Here is a 20,083-nt window from a genome sequence, read left to right as displayed (position 1 = left end):
GAGATCACCGGGCCCGGCCACATACAAAAGAGGAGGCCTGCCATGCAGCAGGGAGGAAGTTATTCCTACAGAATTTTTGCGCGCAATGACTTCAGCGCATTCTGGGCATTGTTTACCGACAACCTGATCAATCTGATCGTCCTGTCGGGCATTTGCCAGTTCGTTTTCCAGATGCCCGCCGAGATCGTTTTCGGCCGGATCGTGCCAGGTGCGGCAGTGGCCATCCTGGCCGGTGTCGTCGTCTATACATTGCTTGCCAAGCGCGTGGCCGAACGGGAAGGGCGCGATGTCACGGCCCTGCCTTACGGGATCTCGACACCGGTGATGTTCGTTTACCTTTTCGGCGTTATCGGCCCGATCTACTGGTCGACGCAGGACGCGATGCTGGCCTGGCAGGTGGGCATTGGTGCGGGGTTCATGGGCGGCATTGTCGCGGGCCTCGGCGCCATTATCGGCCCGTTCCTCAAGCGGGTCACGCCCCGGGCGGGCATGCTTGGCACGCTTTGCGGGATTGCGCTTGTCTTCATTGGCACCGTCCCACTGGCCACGATTTTCGAAAACCCCTTCGTGGGGTTCGCGTCGATGATCATCATCCTCTGGGGTCTCGTGGGTCGGTTCCGGCTGCCCTACAACATCCCGGCGGGCCTTCTGGCGCTTGGGGTGGGCACCATTGTTGCCCTGCTGATCGGGCAGGCTTCGGTCAGCTTCGAGGGTGTCGGCTTCTATCCGCCCTTGCCCTATGTCGGTGACCTGATCGCGGGGATACAGCACCTGTTTGCCAACCCTGAACTCTTCCTCGTGCTGGTGCCGGTGCAGATCTACAACTTCATCGAAACGATGAACAATGTCGAAAGCGCCGAGGCCGCGGGCGATCACTACCCGGTCGCCTTGTGTCAGGTAACCGATGGCGCAGGTACGATGATCGGCGCGATCTTTGGCTCGCCCTTCCCGACCACCGCCTATATCGGCCACCCGGCCTACAAGCGCATGGGGGCGCATGCGGGTTATGTCGTGGGGGTCGGCATCGTGATCCCGCTTGCGGCCTTCTTCGGGCTTCTGGCCTTCCTCAACAACTTGATCCCGGTGGCAGCGGCGGCACCAGTGCTGGTCTTCGTGGCGCTGAGCCTCATCACTAACACGGCCCATTCGGTCAAGACCGACCATATGGCGGCGGTGACCATCGCCATGATGCCGCATGTCTCGGCCTTCCTGATGGTCAAATGGGGCTCTCTGATGGGCGCCCTCGGTGCCGCGGGTGTCGAAGGAATTCCTGCCCTGGGTGATCCGGCACTGACCGCCGCGATGCTCCAACAAGGTGCGCATTACAGCGGGCATCTGGCCCTGTCGCAGGGTGCGATCCTGACCGGGCTGATCTGGGGCGCGATCGTGGCCAGCATCATCGACGGGGATTTCCGCAACGCCGGTGGGTTTGCCCTTGCGGCATCCGTGATGGCTATGTTTGGGATCATTCACGGGGCGAGCCTGCATTGGCCGGAGCTCGGCGCAATCAGCGGTGGATACCTCATCGCGGCAGCCTTCCTGTTCATCTACCCGATCTTCCACAAGGATGAACTGGAGAACAAGAACCTGCCGATGGAAGAACCCACCCCGGTGCGGGAGGCATGAAGACCAAGAAGAGGGGCGGCCCGCAAGCCGCCCTTTTTTGATGGTATGGATGATGACGTGATGACCGGCGCCTTACTGCAAGGCGCCGGTTCTTTTGTTTAGCCATCGTGGGGTTTGGGTAGCGACCCCTTGCCGTGCCCGGCCATGCCGCCGGAAACCTCTTCGGTGGCTTCTGCCGAAAGCTCTTCGGGCAGAATAAGGTTGAGGGTGATCGCGAGGAAAGCGGCAGGCAACAGCCCCGAGGTCATCAGGATACGCGAGGTCTCGGGCAGGTACTGCACCGCGTCCGGCTCGAATTGCAGGCCCAGACCGATGCTGAGCGAGATGGCGAAGATCACCATGTTGCGGCGGTTCCAATCCACATCGGACAACATGGAAATGCCGGCGGCCACGACCATTCCGAACATGACGATCACGCCACCGCCCAGAACCTCGATGGGGACGGTGCGGATGACGCCACCAACTTTCGGGATCAAACCGCAGACGATCAGGAAGATCGCCCCGCAGGTTACGACATGGCGGCTCATCACGCCTGTCATGGCAATCAAGCCGACGTTCTGGCTAAAGGACGTGTTGGGAAACGCGCCGAAACATCCGGCCAGCGCGGAGCCCAGACCGTCGGCATAGGTCGCGCCCTGGATTTCCGTGTCAGTCGCCTCGCGGCCCGCGCCCCCCTTAGTGATGCCCGAGACGTCCCCCACCGTTTCAACGGCAGAGACGAAAGACATCAGGCAGAACCCGATGATCGCGGCGGCCGAGAATTCGAACCCGTATTTGAAGGGTTGGGGCAGGGCGAAGGCGGCGGCGTTACCCCAGGAGGCGCCAATCGCATCAAAGCTGAGCATGCCAACCAGAAGCGCATAGACATAGCCGGCAATCAGGCCCAGCAGGACCGCCGAGACCGACAACATGCCCTTTGCATAGAATTTCAGCCCAAGCGTGACCAGGATCACCACCAGTGCCGCCGACCAGTTCAGCAAGGAGCCGTATTCCGCCGCTCCGGAGAGCTTTGCCGGCACGCCACCTGCGGCGTATTGGATGCCGACCTTGATGAGGTAAACCCCGATCATCGTCACCACGAGGCCCGTGACCAGCGGTGGCAGGGCGAACCGGATCCGGCCAATGACAAGGCCGAGGGCGGCGTGAAATACCCCGCCGATGATCACCCCGGCGAAAAGTGCCGAGAGCGCGTCGACACCTTTGCCCGCCACCAGCGGAACCATGATCGGGATGAAGGCGAAAGAAGTGCCCTGCACGATGGGCAGCGACGCCCCGACAGGACCCATCGTAACCGTCTGCAGCAGGGTCGCGACACCGGCAAAGAGCATCGACATCTGGATCAGGTAGAGCAGTTCAGGGAAATCCGGCGAATTCGATCCAAAGCCGAACCCGGCCGCCCCGGCCACGATGATCGCCGGTGTGACGTTCGAGACGAACATCGCCAGGACATGTTGGATGCCAAGCGGTATGGCCCGGCCCAGCCCCGGAAAGTAATCTGGATCGCGCAATTGCGCCGGGGTTCCGATTGAGTGTTCAGCCATAGGTTCCTCCTCCACCATAGTTGAAAATCGGCGGCGCGCCTGCAGGGATGGCCTACATGGTGATCGCCTCGACGATGTAAGGTTCGTCAAACCAGTGTTCTTGCAGGTTCGGCCCGTCGCCGATCCGGTCCACCACGACAAACTGCCCCGGGCTCCCGATCGGGGCCAGCACACCGTGCCACACGCCGCGGTGCAGATTGATGGATTGCCCCGGCGCGGTCACGAAGGCTTGGGGGTTGACCGGCATGCCGCCTTCATCATCGGCCACGATGACGAGGAACCTGACCTGCGAGATGGGCATGAACGCCTGGCTCCCCGCCGGATGGCGTTCGACCATATCGACCACATGGGGCAGGTGCCGGGCCTTGGCGTCGAACAGGCTGATCCCGGCGCGGCCATCGGTAAAATCCAGTTGGGCAAGGTCGTGATACCGCCCGCACATGCCTTGGTTGATCATCTTGGTGGGGGTGCCGCGCGCCTCGATCACATCGCCATAGGGTGCGAATGCTTCGGCAGCCAGGGGTGCCGCGGTCAATGACCGGCTCATGGCAGCATGTCCTGCAGGCGCAACTGCGCGATGCGCTCAACCTGCTTGCAGGCCTCTTCGAACTCGTCCTCTGTGTCGTTGCCAATCCGCCGCTCGAATGCGGCGCGGATCGAGGCTTTGTCGTGGTCGCGCACGGCGATGATAAAGGGGAACCCGTGTTTGGCGACATAGTCGCTGTTCAGCTTCTGGAAGGTCTCACGCTCCGCATCGGTCAGGAGGTCAAGACCGGCCCCGGCCTGTTCCGACGTGCTTTCCGCCGTCAGTTTCCCCGCCGCGGCAAGCTTGCCAGCGAGGTCCGGATGGGCGGTCAGGACGCCCAGGCGTTCATCGTGGCTGGCGGAGCGGAACATCCGGCAGAGCGCGTTATGCACACCGGCGGCGCAATCATGGGCGGGGCCAAGTTCGAGGTCGAAAGCCCGTTCGGCAATCCATGGCGAGTGCTCGAAGATACCGCCGAAGGTGGCGACGAAATCGTCCCTCTCCATACCGCTCGGCCGGGCAGAGCGGGCCGGGGGATGGGTCGCGGCCCAATGGTCGGCGATATCAATGCGGCGCGGGCACCAGACACCGTCAAAGCCTTGAATATAATCGATAAATCGAATGAGCCCAGCGATCTTTCCGGGCCGCCCGATGAGGCGGCAATGCAGCCCGACTGACATCATCTTGGCATGCCCTGCTTCGCCCTCGGCATAGAGCGTATCGAAAGCATCCTTCAGGTATTGAAAGAAATGCTCGCCGGTGACCCAGCCAGGGCTGCCCGCAAACCGCATGTCATTGGCTTCGAGCGTGTAGGGGATGGTCAACTGATCCCGCTCGCCCACCTTGATCCAACTGGGCAGATCGTCGTCATAGGTGTCGGAGACGTAGTCGAAACCGCCTTCCTCGGCCACCAGCCGCACGGTATTTTCGCTGCACCGACCGGTATACCACCCGCGCGGGCGCGCGCCCACGACCTCAGTATGAAGCCGCACGGCCTCGGCAATGGCGGCGCGTTCTTCGGCCTCCGCCATGTCCTTGTGTTCGATCCATTTCAACCCGTGGCTGGCGATCTCCCAACCCGCGTCCTTCATCGCCTGCACCTGTTCCGGGCTGCGCGCGAGCGCCGTGGCTACGCCGTAGATCGTCAACGGAATGCCCGCCCCGGTAAACAGGCGATGCAGCCGCCAGAACCCGGCACGCGCGCCGTATTCATAAAGGGATTCCATGTTCCAGTGCCGCCGACCGGGCCTGGGTGCCGCGCCGGGGATGTCCGACAGAAACGCCTCGGACGCCGCATCGCCGTGGAGCAGGGAGTTTTCACCCCCCTCTTCGTAGTTCAGCACGAATTGCACGGCGATCCTGGCCCCGCCCGGCCATTGAGGGTCGGGGGCGTTCTGCCCATATCCGCGCATGTCACGGGGGTAGCGGTTCATCGGGGCCTCCGGCGTATCGGTTCCATTTGGTTCTAGAACAAAACAATGCGATTGGCTTTCTAAAATTACTTGAAAGAGTTATTGGAAAGAAACCGATGTTCCTTGCGGGCCGGACGCGGCAGAAACGGTCCCACCTGGACGCTTCAACAAGAGGGCATGACATGGCTGGATATCTGACGACGCATGTTCTGGACACCGCGCGGGGTTGCCCGGCGGAGGGGCTGGTGATCGAACTCTACCGGATCACGGGCGATGGCCGCGAACATCTGCGGACCCTGCAGACGAACGATGATGGCCGGACCGATGAGCAGATCCTGCCCGAGGCCGAGTTTCAGACCGGCATCTATGAGCTGGTCTTTCACGCGGGCGATTACCTCGACGCGACCGGCGTGGCGGAAGAGACCCCGCGATTTCTCGACGTTGTCCCGCTGCGGTTCGGCATGTCGGAAGCCGCCCACTACCACGTTCCCCTGCTGCTCTCACCCTTCGGCTACAGCACTTATCGCGGCAGTTAGACTGACGACTCCGATAGTCCCAAATCGATGAGAGGCCGCGCGATCGCCAGACCGCGGGATGGCGACGAATCGCTGGTGGGGTGCACTTTATGGTAGCCCAGTCATCCCAGCTGGGACTGGTTGACATGCCTGCAAAATCGCCAGCCCTTGCGGGCGGTCTGGCGATCGCGCGGCGGCGCTGCGCGCCTTGATTCCGCGCGTGGAATCTGATGCCACATCCGCAAAGGTTTCCATGGGGCTTTTATGGGTCGGTCACCCCGCCGCCGGGAGGGAGGCCTTGATGTGCTCTACCATGAAGTCGATCAGCAGCCGCGTTTTGGGGTCCTGACGGCGGCGATGGGCATAGAGGCAGGCCATCTGGATCGGCACCGGCGGTTCCTCTTCCAGCACGCGGACCAACCGGCCTGCATTCAGGTGTTCGGCCACCTCGAAGAGCGGTTTCAGGACGATCCCGTGCCCCTCCAGCGCCCATTGGGTGAGGACATCGCCGTGATCGGACTCGAACGGCCCCGACACGGCCACGCGTCGGACACCGTCGGGTGACTGCAACGGCCATTGAAACTCCGGCGCGCCCGCATAGCGCAGGTTCAGGCAATCATGCAGGTCGGTTTTCAGGTCATTGCTGGAGTTGGGCGTGCCCTTGCGGGCGATGTAGTCCGGCGCCGCACAAAGCACACGTTCGCAATCGGCGATCTTGCGGATGCGAAGCGACGAATCCTCGGGCACGCCCAGGAAAAACGCCGCATCGAGACCTTCGCCGGCGAGGTCCAGCTTGCGATCGGACAGGCGCAGGCGGATGTTGATGAGCGGATAGAGCGCCTTGAATTCCGGCACCGCCGGCGCGATCAGGCGCTGCCCCATGCCAAGCGGTGCCGCCACATGCAGCGACCCGCGCGGCGTCTGGGTGACCGATGTGATCTCGGCCTCGGCTTCGTCCACCGCTTCGAGGATCTTGCAGGCACCGCGATAGAACATGACACCCTGTTCGGTGGGGTTCAGCATCCGCGTGGTGCGCTGGAACAGGCGGACATTCAGGTGCTCTTCCAACGCGGCGATCCGAGCCGATGCGACCGCTGCAGAGATCCGTTGGTCCCGTGCGGCCGCTGACATATTGCCAAGTTCATACACCCGTACGAATGTCTTTACGTTGTCGAGATAGGCCATGGCCGATTATTATTAGTTTTGACTTGAAGGAGCTAGGCTTTTTTCCCGAATTCAGAATAATGGGCAAAGATGCGATACCCCTCGGGAATGGCTTTTGACGGAGAGCGGACATGCACGATTTTGCGATCATGTGGGATTGGATGGGATTTGCGGTCCGGTGGCTGCATGTGATCACCGCGATCGCCTGGATCGGGTCGTCCTTCTATTTCGTGGCGCTTGATCTGGGTTTGCGCAAGGTGCCGCATCTGCCTGCGGGGGCCTATGGCGAAGAATGGCAGGTCCATGGCGGCGGGTTCTACCACATCCAGAAATACCTGGTGGCGCCGGAAAACATGCCCGACCACCTGATCTGGTTCAAATGGGAGAGCTACGCGACCTGGCTCAGCGGCGCGGCGCTTTTGATGATCGTCTATTGGGTGGGGGGAGAACTTTACCTGATCGACAAGGGCAAGGCTGATCTGGCGCTCTGGCAGGGCATCGTGATCTCGGCGGCGTCCCTGTCGATCGGCTGGCTGATCTATGACGTCCTCTGCAAATCGGGCCTCGGAGAAAAGCCGACACTGCTGATGGTGCTGCTCTTCGTACTGTTGGTGGCGATGGGCTGGAGCTATAACCAGATCTTCACCGGGCGCGCGACAATGCTGCATCTGGGTGCGTTCACCGCCACGATCATGACCGCGAACGTTTTCTTCATCATCATGCCGAACCAGCGCATCGTGGTGAAGGATTTACAGGAAGGCCGTACACCGGACCCGAAATACGGGCGGATCGCCAAGTTACGCTCGACCCATAACAACTATCTCACCCTGCCGGTGATCTTCCTGATGCTCTCGAACCACTACCCGCTGGCCTTTGCCACGGAATACAACTGGATCATCGCTGCGCTGATTTTCCTGATGGGGGTCACCATCCGGCATTTCTTCAACACGATGCATGCGGGCGGGGGCATGAAATGGTGGACCTGGCTTGTGACCACTCTGCTTTTCATCGCGGTGATGTGGCTCAGTACGGCGCCCTTGAAACACGAAAGTTACGAGGCGTCCGAGGCACGCGCCCTGACCCCCGCCGAGGAACGGTTTGCCAAGGCCGATGGGTTCGAAGAAGTGGCCGGGATCATCCCAGGTCGCTGCGCCATGTGTCACGCGCGCGAGCCGTTTTACGATGGTATCCACCGGGCGCCCAAGATGGTGTTTTTGGAGACAGAGGCGGATGTCGCACGTTTCGCCCCGATGATTTACCTGCACTCAGGGGTGAGCGACGCTATGCCGCCCGCCAACGTCTCTTTCATGGAAGAGGACGAGCGCCGGGCGGTCATCAAATGGTATCTCAACGCGACGCGGGGCTGAGCGCCGAACCCGGTTCTGCGTCAGATGCGGAAGAAGGGCTGCAACATGCGTGGCACCCACGCGTTGAACCGCAAAGACGCATCCGTCGCCGCAAGGCAGATGCACGGCTCGCCCTCTTCGGCCATCGGCGTGTGTTCCAGATCCGCATCGGCTACCTCGACATCCCCGGCACCATAACGCCCGGTTTCGTCGCTGAACGCTCCCTGCAGGACCATCGTCAACTCAAGCCCGTTATGGCCGTGGTCCGGCACGGCCTGTCCCGGCGGGATATACAAAAGCCGGACACTGCCTTCGGCGCTTTCGTCGAGGATGGATTGCCGCGCGCCCATGCCGAGTGATTTCCACTTGGGCGGCAACCCGTTCAACGCCTGCATGACGGGCGCGGGGAAGATGCCCGAGCGATCATAGATCGGCTGTGTCTCCATCGCATCGTCAAGCCGCGCCATCAGACGCGATTTGGCATCGTCGGAAACGATGATCTGGTCGCTATCTTCCAGGACCATACCGCCGACGCTTTCATGCGCCTCCAGCCGCGCGCGGCATTCGTCGCACATCGACACATGCGCCGCGACAACCAGGGCAAAGGGCTGCGGGAGCGATCCCGATGCGTAGCTCAACAACAAGTGGTCGGGTATATGATGGACAATATCCGTCATGATTGCCTTGTACCTTTTAGCTCGTGACGCAGCCGCTCTAACCCAAGACGGATGCGCGATTTGATTGTTCCCAAGGGGAGCCCGGTTTCAGCCTGAATTTCGCTGTGGCTGAGCTCGCCCAGATATGCTTTTTCGACCATCTCGCGCTGATCGTCGCTGAGCGTTGCCAGCGCGTCACGCAGTTTGGAGGCTTCCTGCTCCAGGGCGATGATCTGGACGGAATCAACATCCGTCGTCGTCTCCTGTTTCAATTCCTCGGGGACGGGCCGGCGCGTCTTGCGCAGGACGTCCACCTGGCGGTTTCGGGCAATCTGGTAAACCCAGCTTGAAACCTGCGCCCGATGCGGATCGAACGAAGACGCCTTGCGCCAAACGGACAGCATGACATCCTGCACGATGTCCTCGGCCTCGGCCGAGGTCACCCCGGAGCGCATGATGAACCCCTTGAGGCGGGGCGCGAAAAAGTCAAACAATTGTGCGAAAGCCTGCCTGTCGCGCTCATCGCGCACGGCCAGCATCCAAACTGTCTGATCAGACAACGTCTGAGAAGGTATTTCGCTCAAGTTTCGCCCAACTACATCTTTGGATGATGCCACAAGAGCATGATAACCGGCGGGTGTCCGGGGTTCCACGATATTCTGTTGCATCACGTTCGACATGTGGGGGTTACGCAGCCTGTCGGGCAGTGGATCATTATTTTTGATCCAGCTTCAGAGGCAGGGCGTAAACGACTGTAAATACGTGAGGAACAGTATGTCGTTTGATGCCCTGCGGACCGATGGCCAGAAGATTGCAATAGTTGGTGGGGGGATTTCCGGTCTGGCCGCTGCCTACCTGTTATCGCCGCACCATAAAGTAACCCTTTTCGAGGCCGAGCCGCGCCTGGGCGGGCATGCCCGAACCGTGATTGCCGGTCGAAACGGGGATCAACCCGTCGATACGGGCTTCATCGTTTTCAACCATGTGACCTATCCCAACCTGACCCGGATGTTCCATGACCTCGACGTGCCAGTGGAGCATTCGAACATGAGTTTCGGCGTCAGCGTTGACGGGGGCCGCGTGGAATACGCGCTGACCAGCCTCAAGGCGCTTCTGGCGCAACCGCTCAATCTCGCAAACCCTGCCTTCCTGCGGATGGTGCGCGACATTCTGCGCTTTAACGCCAATGCCGAGGCGCTGGCGCAGGATGACAGCACGACGATTGGCGAGCTTGTACGTGAACTGGACCTCGGCAATTGGTTCCAGCGGTTTTACCTCATGCCGTTCTGCGGTGCGATCTGGTCCACGCCGCCCGAGCAAATTCAGAACTTTCCGGCCAAGTCGTTGCTGCGTTTCTTCCGCAACCACGCGCTTCTGGGTGTCTGGGGGCAGCACCAGTGGTGGACCGTCAAGGGCGGCAGCGTGGAGTATGTCTCACGTCTGACCAGGCACCTTGCGGAGCAGGGATGCGATCTGCGCCCCGGAACACCCGTCCGATCCGTTGACCGCGTCGACACCGGCATCCGGATCCAGACGGAAAAACACGCAACAGAGCATTTCGACCATGTGATCATGGCCTGCCATTCCGATCAGGCGCTGCGCCTTTTGTCCGACCCCACGCGGCACGAGGATGCGATCCTGTCGGACATGACCTATCAGGACAACGAGATGGTGCTGCACCACGATCCGGCGCAGATGCCCCGCCGCCGCGCTTGCTGGGCCAGTTGGGTGTGCCGCGCATCGGGTGATCCGCTGACCTCGCCGGTGAGTGTGAGCTATTGGATGAACAAGCTGCAGAACATCCCCGAGGATGACCCGCTTTTCGTCACGCTCAACCCGCTGGAGCCCATTCGCGACGAATTTGTGTATGACGCCAAGACCTTCCGCCACCCGGTATTTGACACCGCGGCGCTGCGTGCGCAGGAGAGGCTGAAGCTGATCCAGGGGCAGAACCGCACCTGGTTCGCGGGTGCCTACCTGCGCAACGGGTTCCACGAAGACGGCTTTGCCAGCGCGCTGCGCATCGCCAAACATCTCAACCGCCAATTCGTATGACGTCCTGGCCGGAACATATCGCCGGATCGACCACCCACGCCCGGCGTGGGGGCATCGGCAATGCGTTCACCTACGGGGTCGATTACGTGCTCATCGACCCCGAGGAAGATGCCGGCCCCATGCTTTTTTCGCGCAACAGGTTCAACCTAACGGCGGTGCATGACAGGAACCATGGCGGCCCGACCGGCGCGGGCCGTGGCCTCGATTGGGCGCGGCAGGTCTTTGATCGCGCCGGTTTGCCCGCGCGGTGCCGTGTGATGTTGCTGACGCAGCCCTCCTTCGCGGGTTATATCTTCAACCCGGTCAGTTTCTGGATGGCTTTCGATGGCGCCGACCTGCGGGCGGTGATTGCCGAGGTCAACAACCCCTGGGGCGACCGTCACAGTTATCTCTGTCACCTGCCGGAGTTCGCGCCGATCGCCCGTGGCGACAGCATGAGCGCCAAGAAACTCATGCATGTCTCGCCATTTCAGGATGTGGCCGGTGACTATCAGTTCAATTTCGATATCACGCCCGAAAAAATCGCCATCCGTATCGGTTTCAAAAACGGCAGCGACGGGGTGATCGCCACCCTCACCGGCAAACGTAAACCGCTGTCGAACCGCTCCATCCTCGGCGCGTTGATCCGTCGCCCGACCGGGGCGCTGCGGACCATCACGCTTATTCATTGGCAGGCGCTGCGCCTGAAACTAAAGGGCGCCGATTACCGTTCCCGCCCAACACCCCCGGAACACGAGGTAAGTTAATGTTCTCACTCACCAAACGCCTGAAACACGATTTTCTGGAGAGCTGCGCCGGTATCCGCCAAGGCCGCGTAACAATCCGAACGCCCGAAGGTGAGGTGCATGAATTCGGCACGGGCGAACCCCATGCCGAGATGGAAATTCATGACTGGTCGGTGGTTTCAACCGTTGCCGCGCGCGGCGATATCGGGCTGGGCGAAACCTATGTGGCGGGTCTCTGGGACACGCCCTGCATCGAGACATTCACGACCGTGGCGATCCGCAACATGGATCACCTGCAATCCTACGCCTTCCCGAATTTCTGGAGCAACCTGAAGTTTCGCATGATCGACCGGATCATGCGGGCCAATTCGCTGCGGGGCTCATCGCGCAACATCCGGGCGCATTACGATGTTGGCAACGAGTTCTATCAGCTCTGGCTCGATCCGGGCATGACGTATTCCTCGGCGCTCTATGCCGAGGGTGACGATGATCTGGGTCGTGCGCAGGATCGGAAATATGACCGTATTCTCAACCGGTTGGACAAGGGGGAGCGCATTCTTGAGATCGGTTGCGGTTGGGGCGGGTTTGCTGAGCGCGCCGCCGATCAGGGCCGTCATGTCACCGGTCTGACCATCTCACCCAGCCAGAAGGGCTATGCCGATGCACGGCTCGACGGGCGCGCGGACATTCAATTGCAGGACTACCGCCGGGCGACCGGGACCTACGACAGCATCGTGTCGATCGAAATGATAGAAGCCGTTGGCGAACGCTATTGGCCCACCTATTTCGCGACGCTGAAATCGCGGCTGGCCGAGGGCGGGCGCGCGGTGGTGCAGGCCATCACCGTGCCGGATGCAAACTTCGACATCTACCGCAACTGCTCGGATTTCATCCGACAATATACCTTCCCCGGTGGCATGCTTTTGTCCGATGCCATCATCACCTGGCATGCCCGCGAAGCCGGGTTGAAAGTGCGCGACAATTTCGCGTTTGGACAGGATTATGCCCGGACCTGTCGGGCCTGGGCCGGACGTCTTGACGAGCGGCAGAGCCGGATCAATGCCCTGGGGTTCGACGACGGTTTCCTGCGCACCTGGCGCTACTACCTCGGCATCTGCGCGGCGGCCTTCGCCACCGGACAATCGAACGTCGTCCAGGTGGAGCTTGCCCATGCGTAAACTGGCCCTCATCGCTGTTTTGCTTCTGGCCGCGACACCGCTGCGCGCGCTGGACGGGGCGGCGGTGGTTGACAAGGTCTTTGGCGGCGCGCAACTGCGCGGTGAGGCGACGTTCAGGTGGCTTGGCTTGCCGCTTTACACCGCACGGCTCTTTACGCCCGGCGGCGGGGCGCTGTCCTGGGCCAATCCGGTCGGGCTGGAATTGGTCTATGCGCGCAACATCTCACGTCAGAGCCTCGTGGATGCGACCGTGTCAGAGCTTGAACGCCTCGAAGGGTCGCGTGCCGATCATGGCGTGATCGGGCAAAAGCTCGTGCCATGTTTCCGCGATGTCGCCGAGGGGGATCAATTTGTTGCGACGACCACCTCCGCCGACGAGGTGCAGCTCTTTTTCAACGGTGCCAGAACCTGCCGGGTCAGCCACGAGAACCTGGGCGAGCGGTTCCTGAATATCTGGCTTTCGGACAACAGCCGCTCTCCGGCACTTTCGCGCCAACTCAGGGGCGGATGATGCGGTACCTGAATGTCAGTCTCTTTGCGATGCTTCTCGCCGCGGCCGGGTTGCCGCTCTATATCCACCTGCCGCGTTTTGCGACGACCGAACTGGGCCTGAGCCTGTCGACTGTGGGCGTGATCCTGATCGGCATCCGCCTGCTGGATTTCCTGCAAGACCCCCTGATTGGCCGAGCAATTGACCGCTGGAGAGAGGCCGGACCGGCATTTGCCTGGGCTTCGGCATTGGGGATGGCGGGGGGCTTTGTCATGCTCTTTTCCATTCCACCACTGGTGTCGACCGAAATCTGGCTTGTCCTCTCCCTCGTCCTGGTCTTTTCCGCCTACAGCCTGGGCAGCATCCTGTTTTACGGCCAAAGCGCCGCCATCGCCGGAAGCGGAGCATCGCGCGACATGTACCGTCTTGCGACCTTCCGGGAGGCGGGGATGATAACCGGCATCATCCTGGCCGCGATTGCGCCGGTGGCCCTGGGCAGCCTCACCGGGGGATCGGGATACGTGGCCTTTGGGTATGTCCTGGCCCTGGGGGCGGTGTTCGTCGCGTTCCAGACCCGCGGTCTCTGGCGGCAGGCCGCCCGCCCCGAGGCGCCCCTGACTTTCGACGCTCTCAAGAGTTCCGGCGGGATGCAACTTTTGCTCCTGGCCTTCGTCAACAGCCTGCCGGTGGCCATCACCTCGACGCTCTTCCTGTTCTTTGTCGAGGATGCGCTGATGCTCCCTGACCTGTCGGGGCCATTTCTGATCCTGTTCTTTCTAGCGGCTGGCCTGTCGGTGCCGTTCTGGTCGCGGCTGGTGACAGCCCATGGCGCGCGGCAGGTCCTGGCGCCTGCGATGATCCTGGCGATCATCGCTTTCATCGGCGCATCGCTTCTGCCGGCGGGTGCGGCCTGGGGGTTCGCGGCGATCTGCCTTGCGTCGGGAGCCGCCCTTGGCGCGGATATGGTCATTCTGCCGGCGCTCTTTGCCACGCGGCTCGCGCAGGCGGGCCTGCAGGCGGGGCAGGCATTCGGCGTCTGGTCCTTTGCTGCGAAATCATCGCTGGCACTGGCCGCCCTGCTGCTTCTGCCAGCCCTTGAACTGAGCGGATTTACCCCGGGCGGCGACAATTCCGCCCAGGCGCTGACTACGCTGACATTCGCCTATGCGATCCTGCCCTGCCTGCTCAAACTCCTGGCGATTGGCATGGTGCTGAAACTGCCACGGGAGGAGGTGACACCATGACGGCCCTGTGTCTCATTCTGCTTGCGCTGCTGGTTCTCTTTGTCTGGCGGCCCGGATTTGCCTTTCGACACCAGAAACCGGCGTTTTATGCCGACACCGCCCCCCAGTTCGACATTCGAAAGCACCTGTCGGGTGACATGATTTCGGAAGGGATCATCTATGGCCCCCGCGGGCAGGTGGTGTCACGCTTCACCGCCGATTTCCGTGGCGCGTGGGACGGTGAGAGCGGCACATTGGCCGAAGATTTCACCTATGCCACCGGCGCCACCCAGCAACGCAAATGGTTTTTGACCATGGGTGAGGGTGGCCATTTCACCGCCACGGCGAGCGATATCATCGGCGAAGGGCAGGGGGTCCAGATCGGAGCGACCGTACGTTTGACCTATCGCATCAAGCTGAGCGATGCGGGCGGCGGGCATGTCCTTGATGTGGTCGATTGGATGTACCTGATGGAGAACGGCAGTATTCTCAACCGCTCCGAGATGCGCAAATTCGGCGTGAAAGTGGCCGAACTCATCGCCTCGATCCGCCCGAAGGGAGCGTGAGATGTTCGAAGGCAAGACATACTGGATCGTCGGCGCCAGCGAAGGGTTGGGCCGGGCCCTGGCGGAGCAGTTGGATGGGTTGAACGCGCGCCTGGTCTTGTCCGCGCGTACCGAAAGCCGCCTTACGGATCTCGCGGCGGGGTTGCGCGATGCCAAGGTTGTGCCGATGGATGTCACCGACCGCACGGACGTGGCGCGCGCAGTGGCCGAGGCGGGACCGGTCGATGGCATGATCTATTCGGTCGGCGCCTATGAACCACTTGCCGCGCAAGAGTGGGAACCCGAGACGATCGAGCGTATTTGCGAGACAAATTACATGGGCGCGATGCGGGTCCTGGGTCATCTGGCCCCGGAATTCGCCCGCCGCGATTATGGGCACCTGGTTCTGATTGGCTCGCTCGCCGGGTTCACGGGGTTGCCGGGGGCCACGGGCTATGGGTCCAGCAAGGCGGCATTGATGCATGCGGGCGAAAATCTCTACGCGGACCTGCGCAAGACCAATGTGAAGGTGCAACTGGTCAATCCGGGCTTCATCAAGACCCGGCTGACCGAGAAGAACGACTTCAATATGCCCTTCATCGTGACCCCGGACAAAGCCGCCAGCCTGACAATTGCGGCCATGCGCAAAGATCGGTTCCAAACATCGTTTCCGACGATGTTTTCCTGGTTTTTCAGAGCGGGACGCTTTCTGCCGAAAAGATGGTTCCTGTCGCTCATGTCGTGATTTGGGCAATGTCCGACACAGTAAGATAACTTCTGTCTGCCTTACCCCTGCGCCTGTTCGATCAGCCATCCCCGCAACCGGTCAACAAGCCTTGGGTTGCGCTGGTTGCGTGGTGCAACGATGTAGAAACCGGTGCCGTCTTCCAAGGTCTGCGCGAAAGGCTGGCAGAGACGGTTTTCCCGCAGGTCGTCTTCGATAAAAATCCGGTTAGTGAGGACCACACCTTGTCCCGCAATGGCTGCATCTATGGCCATGGATGTCAGGCTGAACCGCATTGCTTTCCCGGACGGTTGTTGCCGGCCTCCAGTGGTCTCCTCAAGAAAAAGCGGCCATTGCCCATGGGTGTCTTCGAGGAGAACATGGCGGTGCAGATCGCGGGGATGCCTGATCGCATTTTTGCCCGACGCCAGATCGGGATGACAAGCCACGATCAACTCGGATGAAAACAGGAGGTCGGCCGCAAGGCCAGGACCGAAAGGTGCGCGACCTTGCCGAATTGCGATGTCGATGCCGTCGTTCTGGAAGTTGGCCAGCGTATTCGAAGCGTCAAGCCGGATGCGGATGTCGGGGTGAGCTTCGGCGAAATCGCCCAATCGAGGGACGATCCAGCGGGTGGCGAATGTGGGCGTTGTGCTTATCGTCGCAACCGCGTCGCCGGGCGTTAGGGTGTCGGTGGCCTCGGACATCATATCAAAAGCCCGGCGGATTGGCGGTAGGTAACTTCGCCCCTCATTGGTCAGGGATAGGCCACGCGCCAGGCGATGAAAGAGCTTTACGCCTAGCAATGCTTCGAGGGCGCGAACATGCTGGGCTACTGCACCTTGGGTGACTGAAAGCTCCTCGGCGGCCAATCGGAAGTTCAGGTGTCGTCCCGCCGCTTCAAAGGCTCGCAATGCGTTTAGTGGGGGGAGCTGGCGCAAATTTTCACCGCCTTTATACAGTAGAATTTCTACATGATTGAAGCAGCATTCCTGATTAGTCAACTTCGTGTCCTTGGGGCAGTCTGGATACAGATGTCATTCGACCTGCAAGGAGATACACCATGGCACAGGAAAAAGTTGCAATCGTGACTGCTGGCGGCAGCGGCATGGGTGCAGATGCGGCGCGTCGTCTGGCCGCCGATGGGTACAAGGTTGCGATCCTGTCCTCTTCGGGCAAGGGCGAGGCGCTTGCAAAGGATCTGGGTGGTATCGGGGTCACCGGATCGAACCAGTCCAACGATGATCTCAAGCGGCTCGTAGACGCCGCGATGGACGAATGGGGCAGGGTGGATGTGCTGGTCAACAGTGCGGGTCATGGCCCGCGCGCGCCGGTACTCGAGCTGACCGATGAAGACTGGCACAAAGGCTTGGATATCTATTTTCTGAACGCGGTGCGGCCAACCCGGCTGGTGGCGCCGATCATGGTCTCGCAGAAATCGGGTAGTATCATCAACATTTCGACCTTTGCCGCCTTCGAACCCGATCCGGTCTTTCCCACATCAGGTGTCATGCGCGCCGGGCTTGCGGCCTACGCCAAGCTCGTCGCGGATGCCTATGCCGCCGATAACGTGCGGATCAACAACGTGCTGCCGGGTTTTATCGACAGCCTTCCGGAAAAAGAGGAGTTCCGGGCACGGGTTCCTCTCGGCCGGTATGGGAACTCCTACGAAGAGGTCGCATCGGTCGTTGCTTTCCTTGCCTCACCGGGTGCAGCCTATATCACCGGCCAGAACATCCGCGTGGACGGCGGCATCACCCGCTCGATCTGACGCATCGGTCCGCAAACAAAATCCCCGGGGTTTTGCTGGGGCACACCGCGCGGTGCGCCGTTCAATGACGCCACGTGTCGATCACATCTTTCCACTGGGCAATGGCGTCCGGCTGGATCAGGCTTTGATGGTTCTCTGCCGACACCCAACGCAAGCGCAGGTTTTCGCCGGCGACTTCTTTCCAGGCGTCCAGCGCCTCGGTCTCAAAGCTGTCGCAATAGATCAGGTCAACAGGCAGGTCGAGCGGCTCAAGCCGTTCGGCGGCCACGACCACATGCCCATAGGCATTACGTTGCCCCGACCGGGGACGTACCCGGGCCTTGACAATGCTGTCCCGCGCCAGGCGCAGCATGTTGCGCGTGACGCCAAGGTGGCGGGCGGCGATATTGCGCAACGTGACCTTGGCTGCCGCCGCGACATAGGACCGCCTGCGCCCGCCTGCTTTCGGCGTCACAGGTTCAATCAGCGCGATCCCGGTGACCTCCTCGCCGTCGGCATGTAGCCTGCGGGCGATTTCATAGGCGAGCAGCCCGTGAAACGAAAAACCGATGAGTTGATAAGGCCCGGTCGGCTGGATCCGGCGCAGGCCCTCGATATATTCGGCCACGTAATCATCCAGCCGCTTGCGCAGCGAGATACGCGGATCACCGGCGATGCCGGGGCTGATGAAGAGCCGGTGCCGCGGCCACAGACCGGCGAGATGCCCGATGCCGAAACCGATGGCGATGAGGTTTGGCCCGCTCACCCCCTCAACATGGAAAAACGTGCGCGCCGGGCTTTGTCCACCGCGGCTTTCGATGAAATCCGACAGCTCCCGGATCGACGGGTTCAGCCAGATTTCCTCAAAGCCGATATCGGTGTTGAAATGATCCGACAGGAAACCCGCGAGGGTCACGGCCTCGAGCGATGTGCCGCCCGCATCAAAAAAGCTCTCGTTGATCGACAATTGCCGCCGGCCCAAAGCCTGCTCGAAACAGTTGAGGACGGCGATTTCTGTGGCCGATCCCTTGACCTGCTGGGGTTCGGCATTCCGGGTGGCCTGCGCCTCGACATGATCCGTGGCGTGTCGCAGGAGTTTTTGCACATCGAGCTTGCCGTTGGCGGTCAGCGGGAAGTCATCATGCGCCAGCAGCGCGCGGGGCACAGCGAGCGTCGGCAGCTTGGTAGTGATCTCCGCGCGGGTGGCCTCCGCATCAAAGGAGAGGCCGCTTGAGGGCACGCAATGGCCGACCAGAACCGGATCGCGTCCGGTGCCGGGGGCGACCACGCTTACCCAGGCCTCGCTGATACTTTCGAGGCCGCGCAAGGTGTCTGCAATTTCGGGCAGGCTCACGCGGACCCCGTGAATGTTGACTTCGCTGAGATCGGAGCGCCCCAGGATTTCTACCTGATTGTCTTCCAGGCGGCGCGCAAGATCGCCGGTCCGATACCAGTTCTCCCCGTCGCGCGTCACGAACTTCTCGGCCGTCAATTCGGGCCGGCGATAATACCCCCGCGCAACGGCACAGCCCCCGACCCATATTTCGCCGGTCTCGCCGACCGCAACCTCGGTGCCGTCCGGGTCCACGACACGCAGCAACACAAAGGGCTGGCGGCTGCAGATCGTGGTGTCGACCGGCTTTGTGTCTTGATCAAAAACCGTCTTGGCGGCGGCTGGCGCCTCAGTTGCGCCGTAAAACCCAAGGACATTGGCCGAAAGCTGCCGATGAACCGACCGCTGCAGGTCGGCGGGCATTGCCTCTCCGCTACAGATCAACGTGCGTATCTTGGCCAGGGCTTCGCCTGCGCCGCCTGACCGCAAGACCACGTTCAGGAGGCTCGGCGTGATGCGGAACGTCGTCACGCCTTCGCGCTGCACCAAAGCCTTGAAGGCGCGGGGATCAGTGCGGATTTCGGGTTTGGCGATCACGCTCGGCACGCCGCATAGAAGCGGCAGAAACAGCTCATCCACCATGGTAATGAAGCTCGACGGCGTCCAGGCGAGGTCGAGGTCATCTTCCTTGGTGGTCACGCTTGGCACGATATGCTGCATGCGGCGCACATAGTTTTCGTGGGTGATCATCACGCCTTTCGGGCCGCCGCTGGTCCCGGAGGTATAGACGATGAAGGCGAGGTCCGGATCGCAGTCAACTTGGTCGCCCGCGCCAGCGGGGCGGTCGATGTTGATCCCGTGGCTGTCGTCGGGCGACATGGACCGCGTCAGGACGAAAGCCGGGCGGATATCGGCGAGGATCGCATCGCGGCGCTCGGTCCCGACAGCGGGGTCAATTGGCACGATACAGGCACCGGCGGCCATGAGGCCGCAGAGCGCAATGGCCAGCTCCAGCGAGTGTTCGATTTCGACCGCAACCGGCGCCCCTGGTTGCAAGCCTGCATCCCGCAACTGCTCCGCAAGCGCCAAGGCCGCGTCGCGCAACTGCCCGCGGGTCAGTTCACTTCCGTCGAACCGGTAAGCACAGCGATCGGGATCGTTTTCCAGCGCGTCGAGAACCATGGCGCCGAAATCGAATTTCCGCGGCCTTGCCTCGACAACTTCCGCATCAGGCAGGTTCATAGCCACGTTTTCCTGCACGTCATACATCTGTG

Annotated in this window: 19 protein-coding genes; 11 read left to right on the top strand and 8 right to left on the bottom strand. The window is 61.4% G+C overall.

Annotation, left to right across the window (positions count from 1 at the left end):
• The first annotated feature begins 42 nt into the window (after positions 1 to 42).
• A complete protein-coding gene (locus tag RBB29_RS18510) occupies positions 43 to 1,626 on the top strand; it encodes a xanthine/uracil/vitamin C permease (protein WP_306115962.1) in 1,584 nt (527 codons plus the stop codon).
• Between the two features lie 98 nt (positions 1,627 to 1,724).
• Here the strand turns inward: RBB29_RS18510 and RBB29_RS18505 are convergent, their stop codons facing one another.
• The 3 genes from RBB29_RS18505 to puuE are packed head-to-tail and all read right to left on the bottom strand — an operon-like array spanning position 1,725 to position 5,126.
• A complete protein-coding gene (locus RBB29_RS18505; protein WP_306115963.1) occupies positions 1,725 to 3,167 on the bottom strand; it encodes a uracil-xanthine permease family protein in 1,443 nt (480 codons plus the stop codon).
• Between the two features lie 52 nt (positions 3,168 to 3,219).
• Positions 3,220 to 3,714, bottom strand: coding sequence for an ureidoglycolate lyase (locus tag RBB29_RS18500; protein ID WP_306115964.1), 495 nt, complete (start codon positions 3,712 to 3,714; stop codon positions 3,220 to 3,222).
• The gene (gene puuE, locus RBB29_RS18495) at positions 3,711 to 5,126 is read right to left on the bottom strand and encodes an allantoinase PuuE (RefSeq protein WP_306115965.1); all 1,416 of its coding nucleotides are present in this window, start codon (positions 5,124 to 5,126) and stop codon (positions 3,711 to 3,713) included. The genes RBB29_RS18500 and puuE overlap by 4 nt, the downstream gene beginning before the upstream one ends.
• 161 nt (positions 5,127 to 5,287) lie before the next feature.
• Between puuE and uraH the strand changes: the two genes are divergently transcribed.
• Positions 5,288 to 5,641 (top strand): hydroxyisourate hydrolase, encoded by a 354-nt coding sequence (gene uraH / locus RBB29_RS18490; RefSeq protein ID WP_306115966.1) that lies wholly within the window; start codon positions 5,288 to 5,290, stop codon positions 5,639 to 5,641.
• 252 nt (positions 5,642 to 5,893) lie between these two features.
• Here the strand turns inward: uraH and RBB29_RS18485 are convergent, their stop codons facing one another.
• A complete protein-coding gene (locus RBB29_RS18485; RefSeq protein WP_306115967.1) occupies positions 5,894 to 6,805 on the bottom strand; it encodes a LysR family transcriptional regulator in 912 nt (303 codons plus the stop codon).
• A 110-nt stretch (positions 6,806 to 6,915) separates the two neighbouring features.
• Between RBB29_RS18485 and RBB29_RS18480 the strand changes: the two genes are divergently transcribed.
• On the top strand, positions 6,916 to 8,151 hold the full coding sequence (locus RBB29_RS18480; protein ID WP_306115968.1) for a urate hydroxylase PuuD: 1,236 nt from the start codon (positions 6,916 to 6,918) through the stop codon (positions 8,149 to 8,151).
• A 20-nt stretch (positions 8,152 to 8,171) separates the two neighbouring features.
• Here RBB29_RS18480 and RBB29_RS18475 read toward each other — a convergent pair whose 3' ends face one another.
• Together RBB29_RS18475 and RBB29_RS18470 are read right to left on the bottom strand one after the other, a co-directional pair.
• On the bottom strand, positions 8,172 to 8,807 hold the full coding sequence (locus RBB29_RS18475) for a ChrR family anti-sigma-E factor (protein ID WP_306115969.1): 636 nt from the start codon (positions 8,805 to 8,807) through the stop codon (positions 8,172 to 8,174).
• Positions 8,804 to 9,325, bottom strand: coding sequence for a sigma-70 family RNA polymerase sigma factor (locus RBB29_RS18470; RefSeq protein ID WP_306116003.1), 522 nt, complete (start codon positions 9,323 to 9,325; stop codon positions 8,804 to 8,806). Before RBB29_RS18470 ends, RBB29_RS18475 begins: the two co-directional genes overlap by 4 nt.
• Before the next feature lie 235 nt (positions 9,326 to 9,560).
• Between RBB29_RS18470 and RBB29_RS18465 the strand changes: the two genes are divergently transcribed.
• From RBB29_RS18465 to RBB29_RS18435, 7 genes are read left to right on the top strand one after another with little or no spacing between them, the layout of a single operon-like run.
• The gene (locus RBB29_RS18465) at positions 9,561 to 10,841 is read left to right on the top strand and encodes an NAD(P)/FAD-dependent oxidoreductase (RefSeq protein WP_306115970.1); all 1,281 of its coding nucleotides are present in this window, start codon (positions 9,561 to 9,563) and stop codon (positions 10,839 to 10,841) included.
• Positions 10,838 to 11,587 carry a DUF1365 domain-containing protein gene (locus tag RBB29_RS18460; protein ID WP_306115971.1) on the top strand — a complete coding sequence of 250 codons (750 nt, stop codon included), beginning with the start codon at positions 10,838 to 10,840 and terminating at the stop codon, positions 11,585 to 11,587. Before RBB29_RS18465 ends, RBB29_RS18460 begins: the two co-directional genes overlap by 4 nt.
• Positions 11,587 to 12,744, top strand: coding sequence for a cyclopropane-fatty-acyl-phospholipid synthase family protein (locus tag RBB29_RS18455; protein WP_306115972.1), 1,158 nt, complete (start codon positions 11,587 to 11,589; stop codon positions 12,742 to 12,744). The genes RBB29_RS18460 and RBB29_RS18455 overlap by 1 nt, the downstream gene beginning before the upstream one ends.
• Positions 12,737 to 13,255, top strand: a complete 519-nt coding sequence (locus tag RBB29_RS18450) for a chalcone isomerase family protein (RefSeq protein ID WP_306115973.1) — start codon at positions 12,737 to 12,739, stop codon at positions 13,253 to 13,255. Before RBB29_RS18455 ends, RBB29_RS18450 begins: the two co-directional genes overlap by 8 nt.
• Positions 13,255 to 14,478 (top strand): MFS transporter, encoded by a 1,224-nt coding sequence (locus tag RBB29_RS18445; RefSeq protein WP_306115974.1) that lies wholly within the window; start codon positions 13,255 to 13,257, stop codon positions 14,476 to 14,478. The genes RBB29_RS18450 and RBB29_RS18445 overlap by 1 nt, the downstream gene beginning before the upstream one ends.
• Positions 14,475 to 15,023 (top strand): DUF3833 family protein, encoded by a 549-nt coding sequence (locus RBB29_RS18440; RefSeq protein ID WP_306115975.1) that lies wholly within the window; start codon positions 14,475 to 14,477, stop codon positions 15,021 to 15,023. Before RBB29_RS18445 ends, RBB29_RS18440 begins: the two co-directional genes overlap by 4 nt.
• A 1-nt stretch (position 15,024) precedes the next feature.
• Positions 15,025 to 15,747, top strand: a complete 723-nt coding sequence (locus RBB29_RS18435; RefSeq protein WP_306115976.1) for an SDR family oxidoreductase — start codon at positions 15,025 to 15,027, stop codon at positions 15,745 to 15,747.
• Between the two features lie 41 nt (positions 15,748 to 15,788).
• Here RBB29_RS18435 and gcvA read toward each other — a convergent pair whose 3' ends face one another.
• Entirely contained in the window at positions 15,789 to 16,730 is a 942-nt protein-coding gene (gene gcvA / locus RBB29_RS18430) for a transcriptional regulator GcvA (RefSeq protein WP_306115977.1), read from the bottom strand.
• Between the two features lie 59 nt (positions 16,731 to 16,789).
• Here gcvA and RBB29_RS18425 point away from each other — a divergent pair, with 59 nt between their 5' ends.
• A complete protein-coding gene (locus tag RBB29_RS18425; RefSeq protein WP_306115978.1) occupies positions 16,790 to 17,497 on the top strand; it encodes an SDR family oxidoreductase in 708 nt (235 codons plus the stop codon).
• A 61-nt stretch (positions 17,498 to 17,558) separates the two neighbouring features.
• Here RBB29_RS18425 and RBB29_RS18420 read toward each other — a convergent pair whose 3' ends face one another.
• Entirely contained in the window at positions 17,559 to 20,078 is a 2,520-nt protein-coding gene (locus RBB29_RS18420; protein WP_306115979.1) for an AMP-binding protein, read from the bottom strand.
• Positions 20,079 to 20,083: the final 5 nt, after the last annotated feature.

This window comes from Roseovarius sp. MMSF_3359 (genome assembly GCF_030733385.1).
GTDB lineage: Bacteria > Pseudomonadota > Alphaproteobacteria > Rhodobacterales > Rhodobacteraceae > Roseovarius.
This window is presented reverse-complemented; position numbering and strand designations above follow the sequence as displayed.

What these genes read in the sequence shown, in the direction of transcription:
- RBB29_RS18465 (WP_306115970.1), top strand. Translation starts at nt 9,561, where the DNA reads ATGTCGTTTGATGCCCTGCGGACCGATGGCCAGAAGATTGCAATAGTT.
- RBB29_RS18445 (WP_306115974.1), top strand. Translation starts at nt 13,255, where the DNA reads ATGCGGTACCTGAATGTCAGTCTCTTTGCGATGCTTCTCGCCGCGGCC.
- RBB29_RS18460 (WP_306115971.1), top strand. Translation starts at nt 10,838, where the DNA reads ATGACGTCCTGGCCGGAACATATCGCCGGATCGACCACCCACGCCCGG.
- RBB29_RS18470 (WP_306116003.1), bottom strand. Translation starts at nt 9,325, where the DNA reads ATGCTGGCCGTGCGCGATGAGCGCGACAGGCAGGCTTTCGCACAATTG.
- RBB29_RS18505 (WP_306115963.1), bottom strand. Translation starts at nt 3,167, where the DNA reads ATGGCTGAACACTCAATCGGAACCCCGGCGCAATTGCGCGATCCAGAT.
- RBB29_RS18510 (WP_306115962.1), top strand. Translation starts at nt 43, where the DNA reads ATGCAGCAGGGAGGAAGTTATTCCTACAGAATTTTTGCGCGCAATGAC.
- RBB29_RS18420 (WP_306115979.1), bottom strand. Translation starts at nt 20,078, where the DNA reads ATGTATGACGTGCAGGAAAACGTGGCTATGAACCTGCCTGATGCGGAA.
- RBB29_RS18425 (WP_306115978.1), top strand. Translation starts at nt 16,790, where the DNA reads ATGGCACAGGAAAAAGTTGCAATCGTGACTGCTGGCGGCAGCGGCATG.
- RBB29_RS18450 (WP_306115973.1), top strand. Translation starts at nt 12,737, where the DNA reads ATGCGTAAACTGGCCCTCATCGCTGTTTTGCTTCTGGCCGCGACACCG.
- RBB29_RS18480 (WP_306115968.1), top strand. Translation starts at nt 6,916, where the DNA reads ATGCACGATTTTGCGATCATGTGGGATTGGATGGGATTTGCGGTCCGG.
- uraH (WP_306115966.1), top strand. Translation starts at nt 5,288, where the DNA reads ATGGCTGGATATCTGACGACGCATGTTCTGGACACCGCGCGGGGTTGC.
- RBB29_RS18435 (WP_306115976.1), top strand. Translation starts at nt 15,025, where the DNA reads ATGTTCGAAGGCAAGACATACTGGATCGTCGGCGCCAGCGAAGGGTTG.
- puuE (WP_306115965.1), bottom strand. Translation starts at nt 5,126, where the DNA reads ATGAACCGCTACCCCCGTGACATGCGCGGATATGGGCAGAACGCCCCC.
- RBB29_RS18475 (WP_306115969.1), bottom strand. Translation starts at nt 8,807, where the DNA reads ATGACGGATATTGTCCATCATATACCCGACCACTTGTTGTTGAGCTAC.
- RBB29_RS18440 (WP_306115975.1), top strand. Translation starts at nt 14,475, where the DNA reads ATGACGGCCCTGTGTCTCATTCTGCTTGCGCTGCTGGTTCTCTTTGTC.
- RBB29_RS18485 (WP_306115967.1), bottom strand. Translation starts at nt 6,805, where the DNA reads ATGGCCTATCTCGACAACGTAAAGACATTCGTACGGGTGTATGAACTT.
- RBB29_RS18500 (WP_306115964.1), bottom strand. Translation starts at nt 3,714, where the DNA reads ATGAGCCGGTCATTGACCGCGGCACCCCTGGCTGCCGAAGCATTCGCA.
- RBB29_RS18455 (WP_306115972.1), top strand. Translation starts at nt 11,587, where the DNA reads ATGTTCTCACTCACCAAACGCCTGAAACACGATTTTCTGGAGAGCTGC.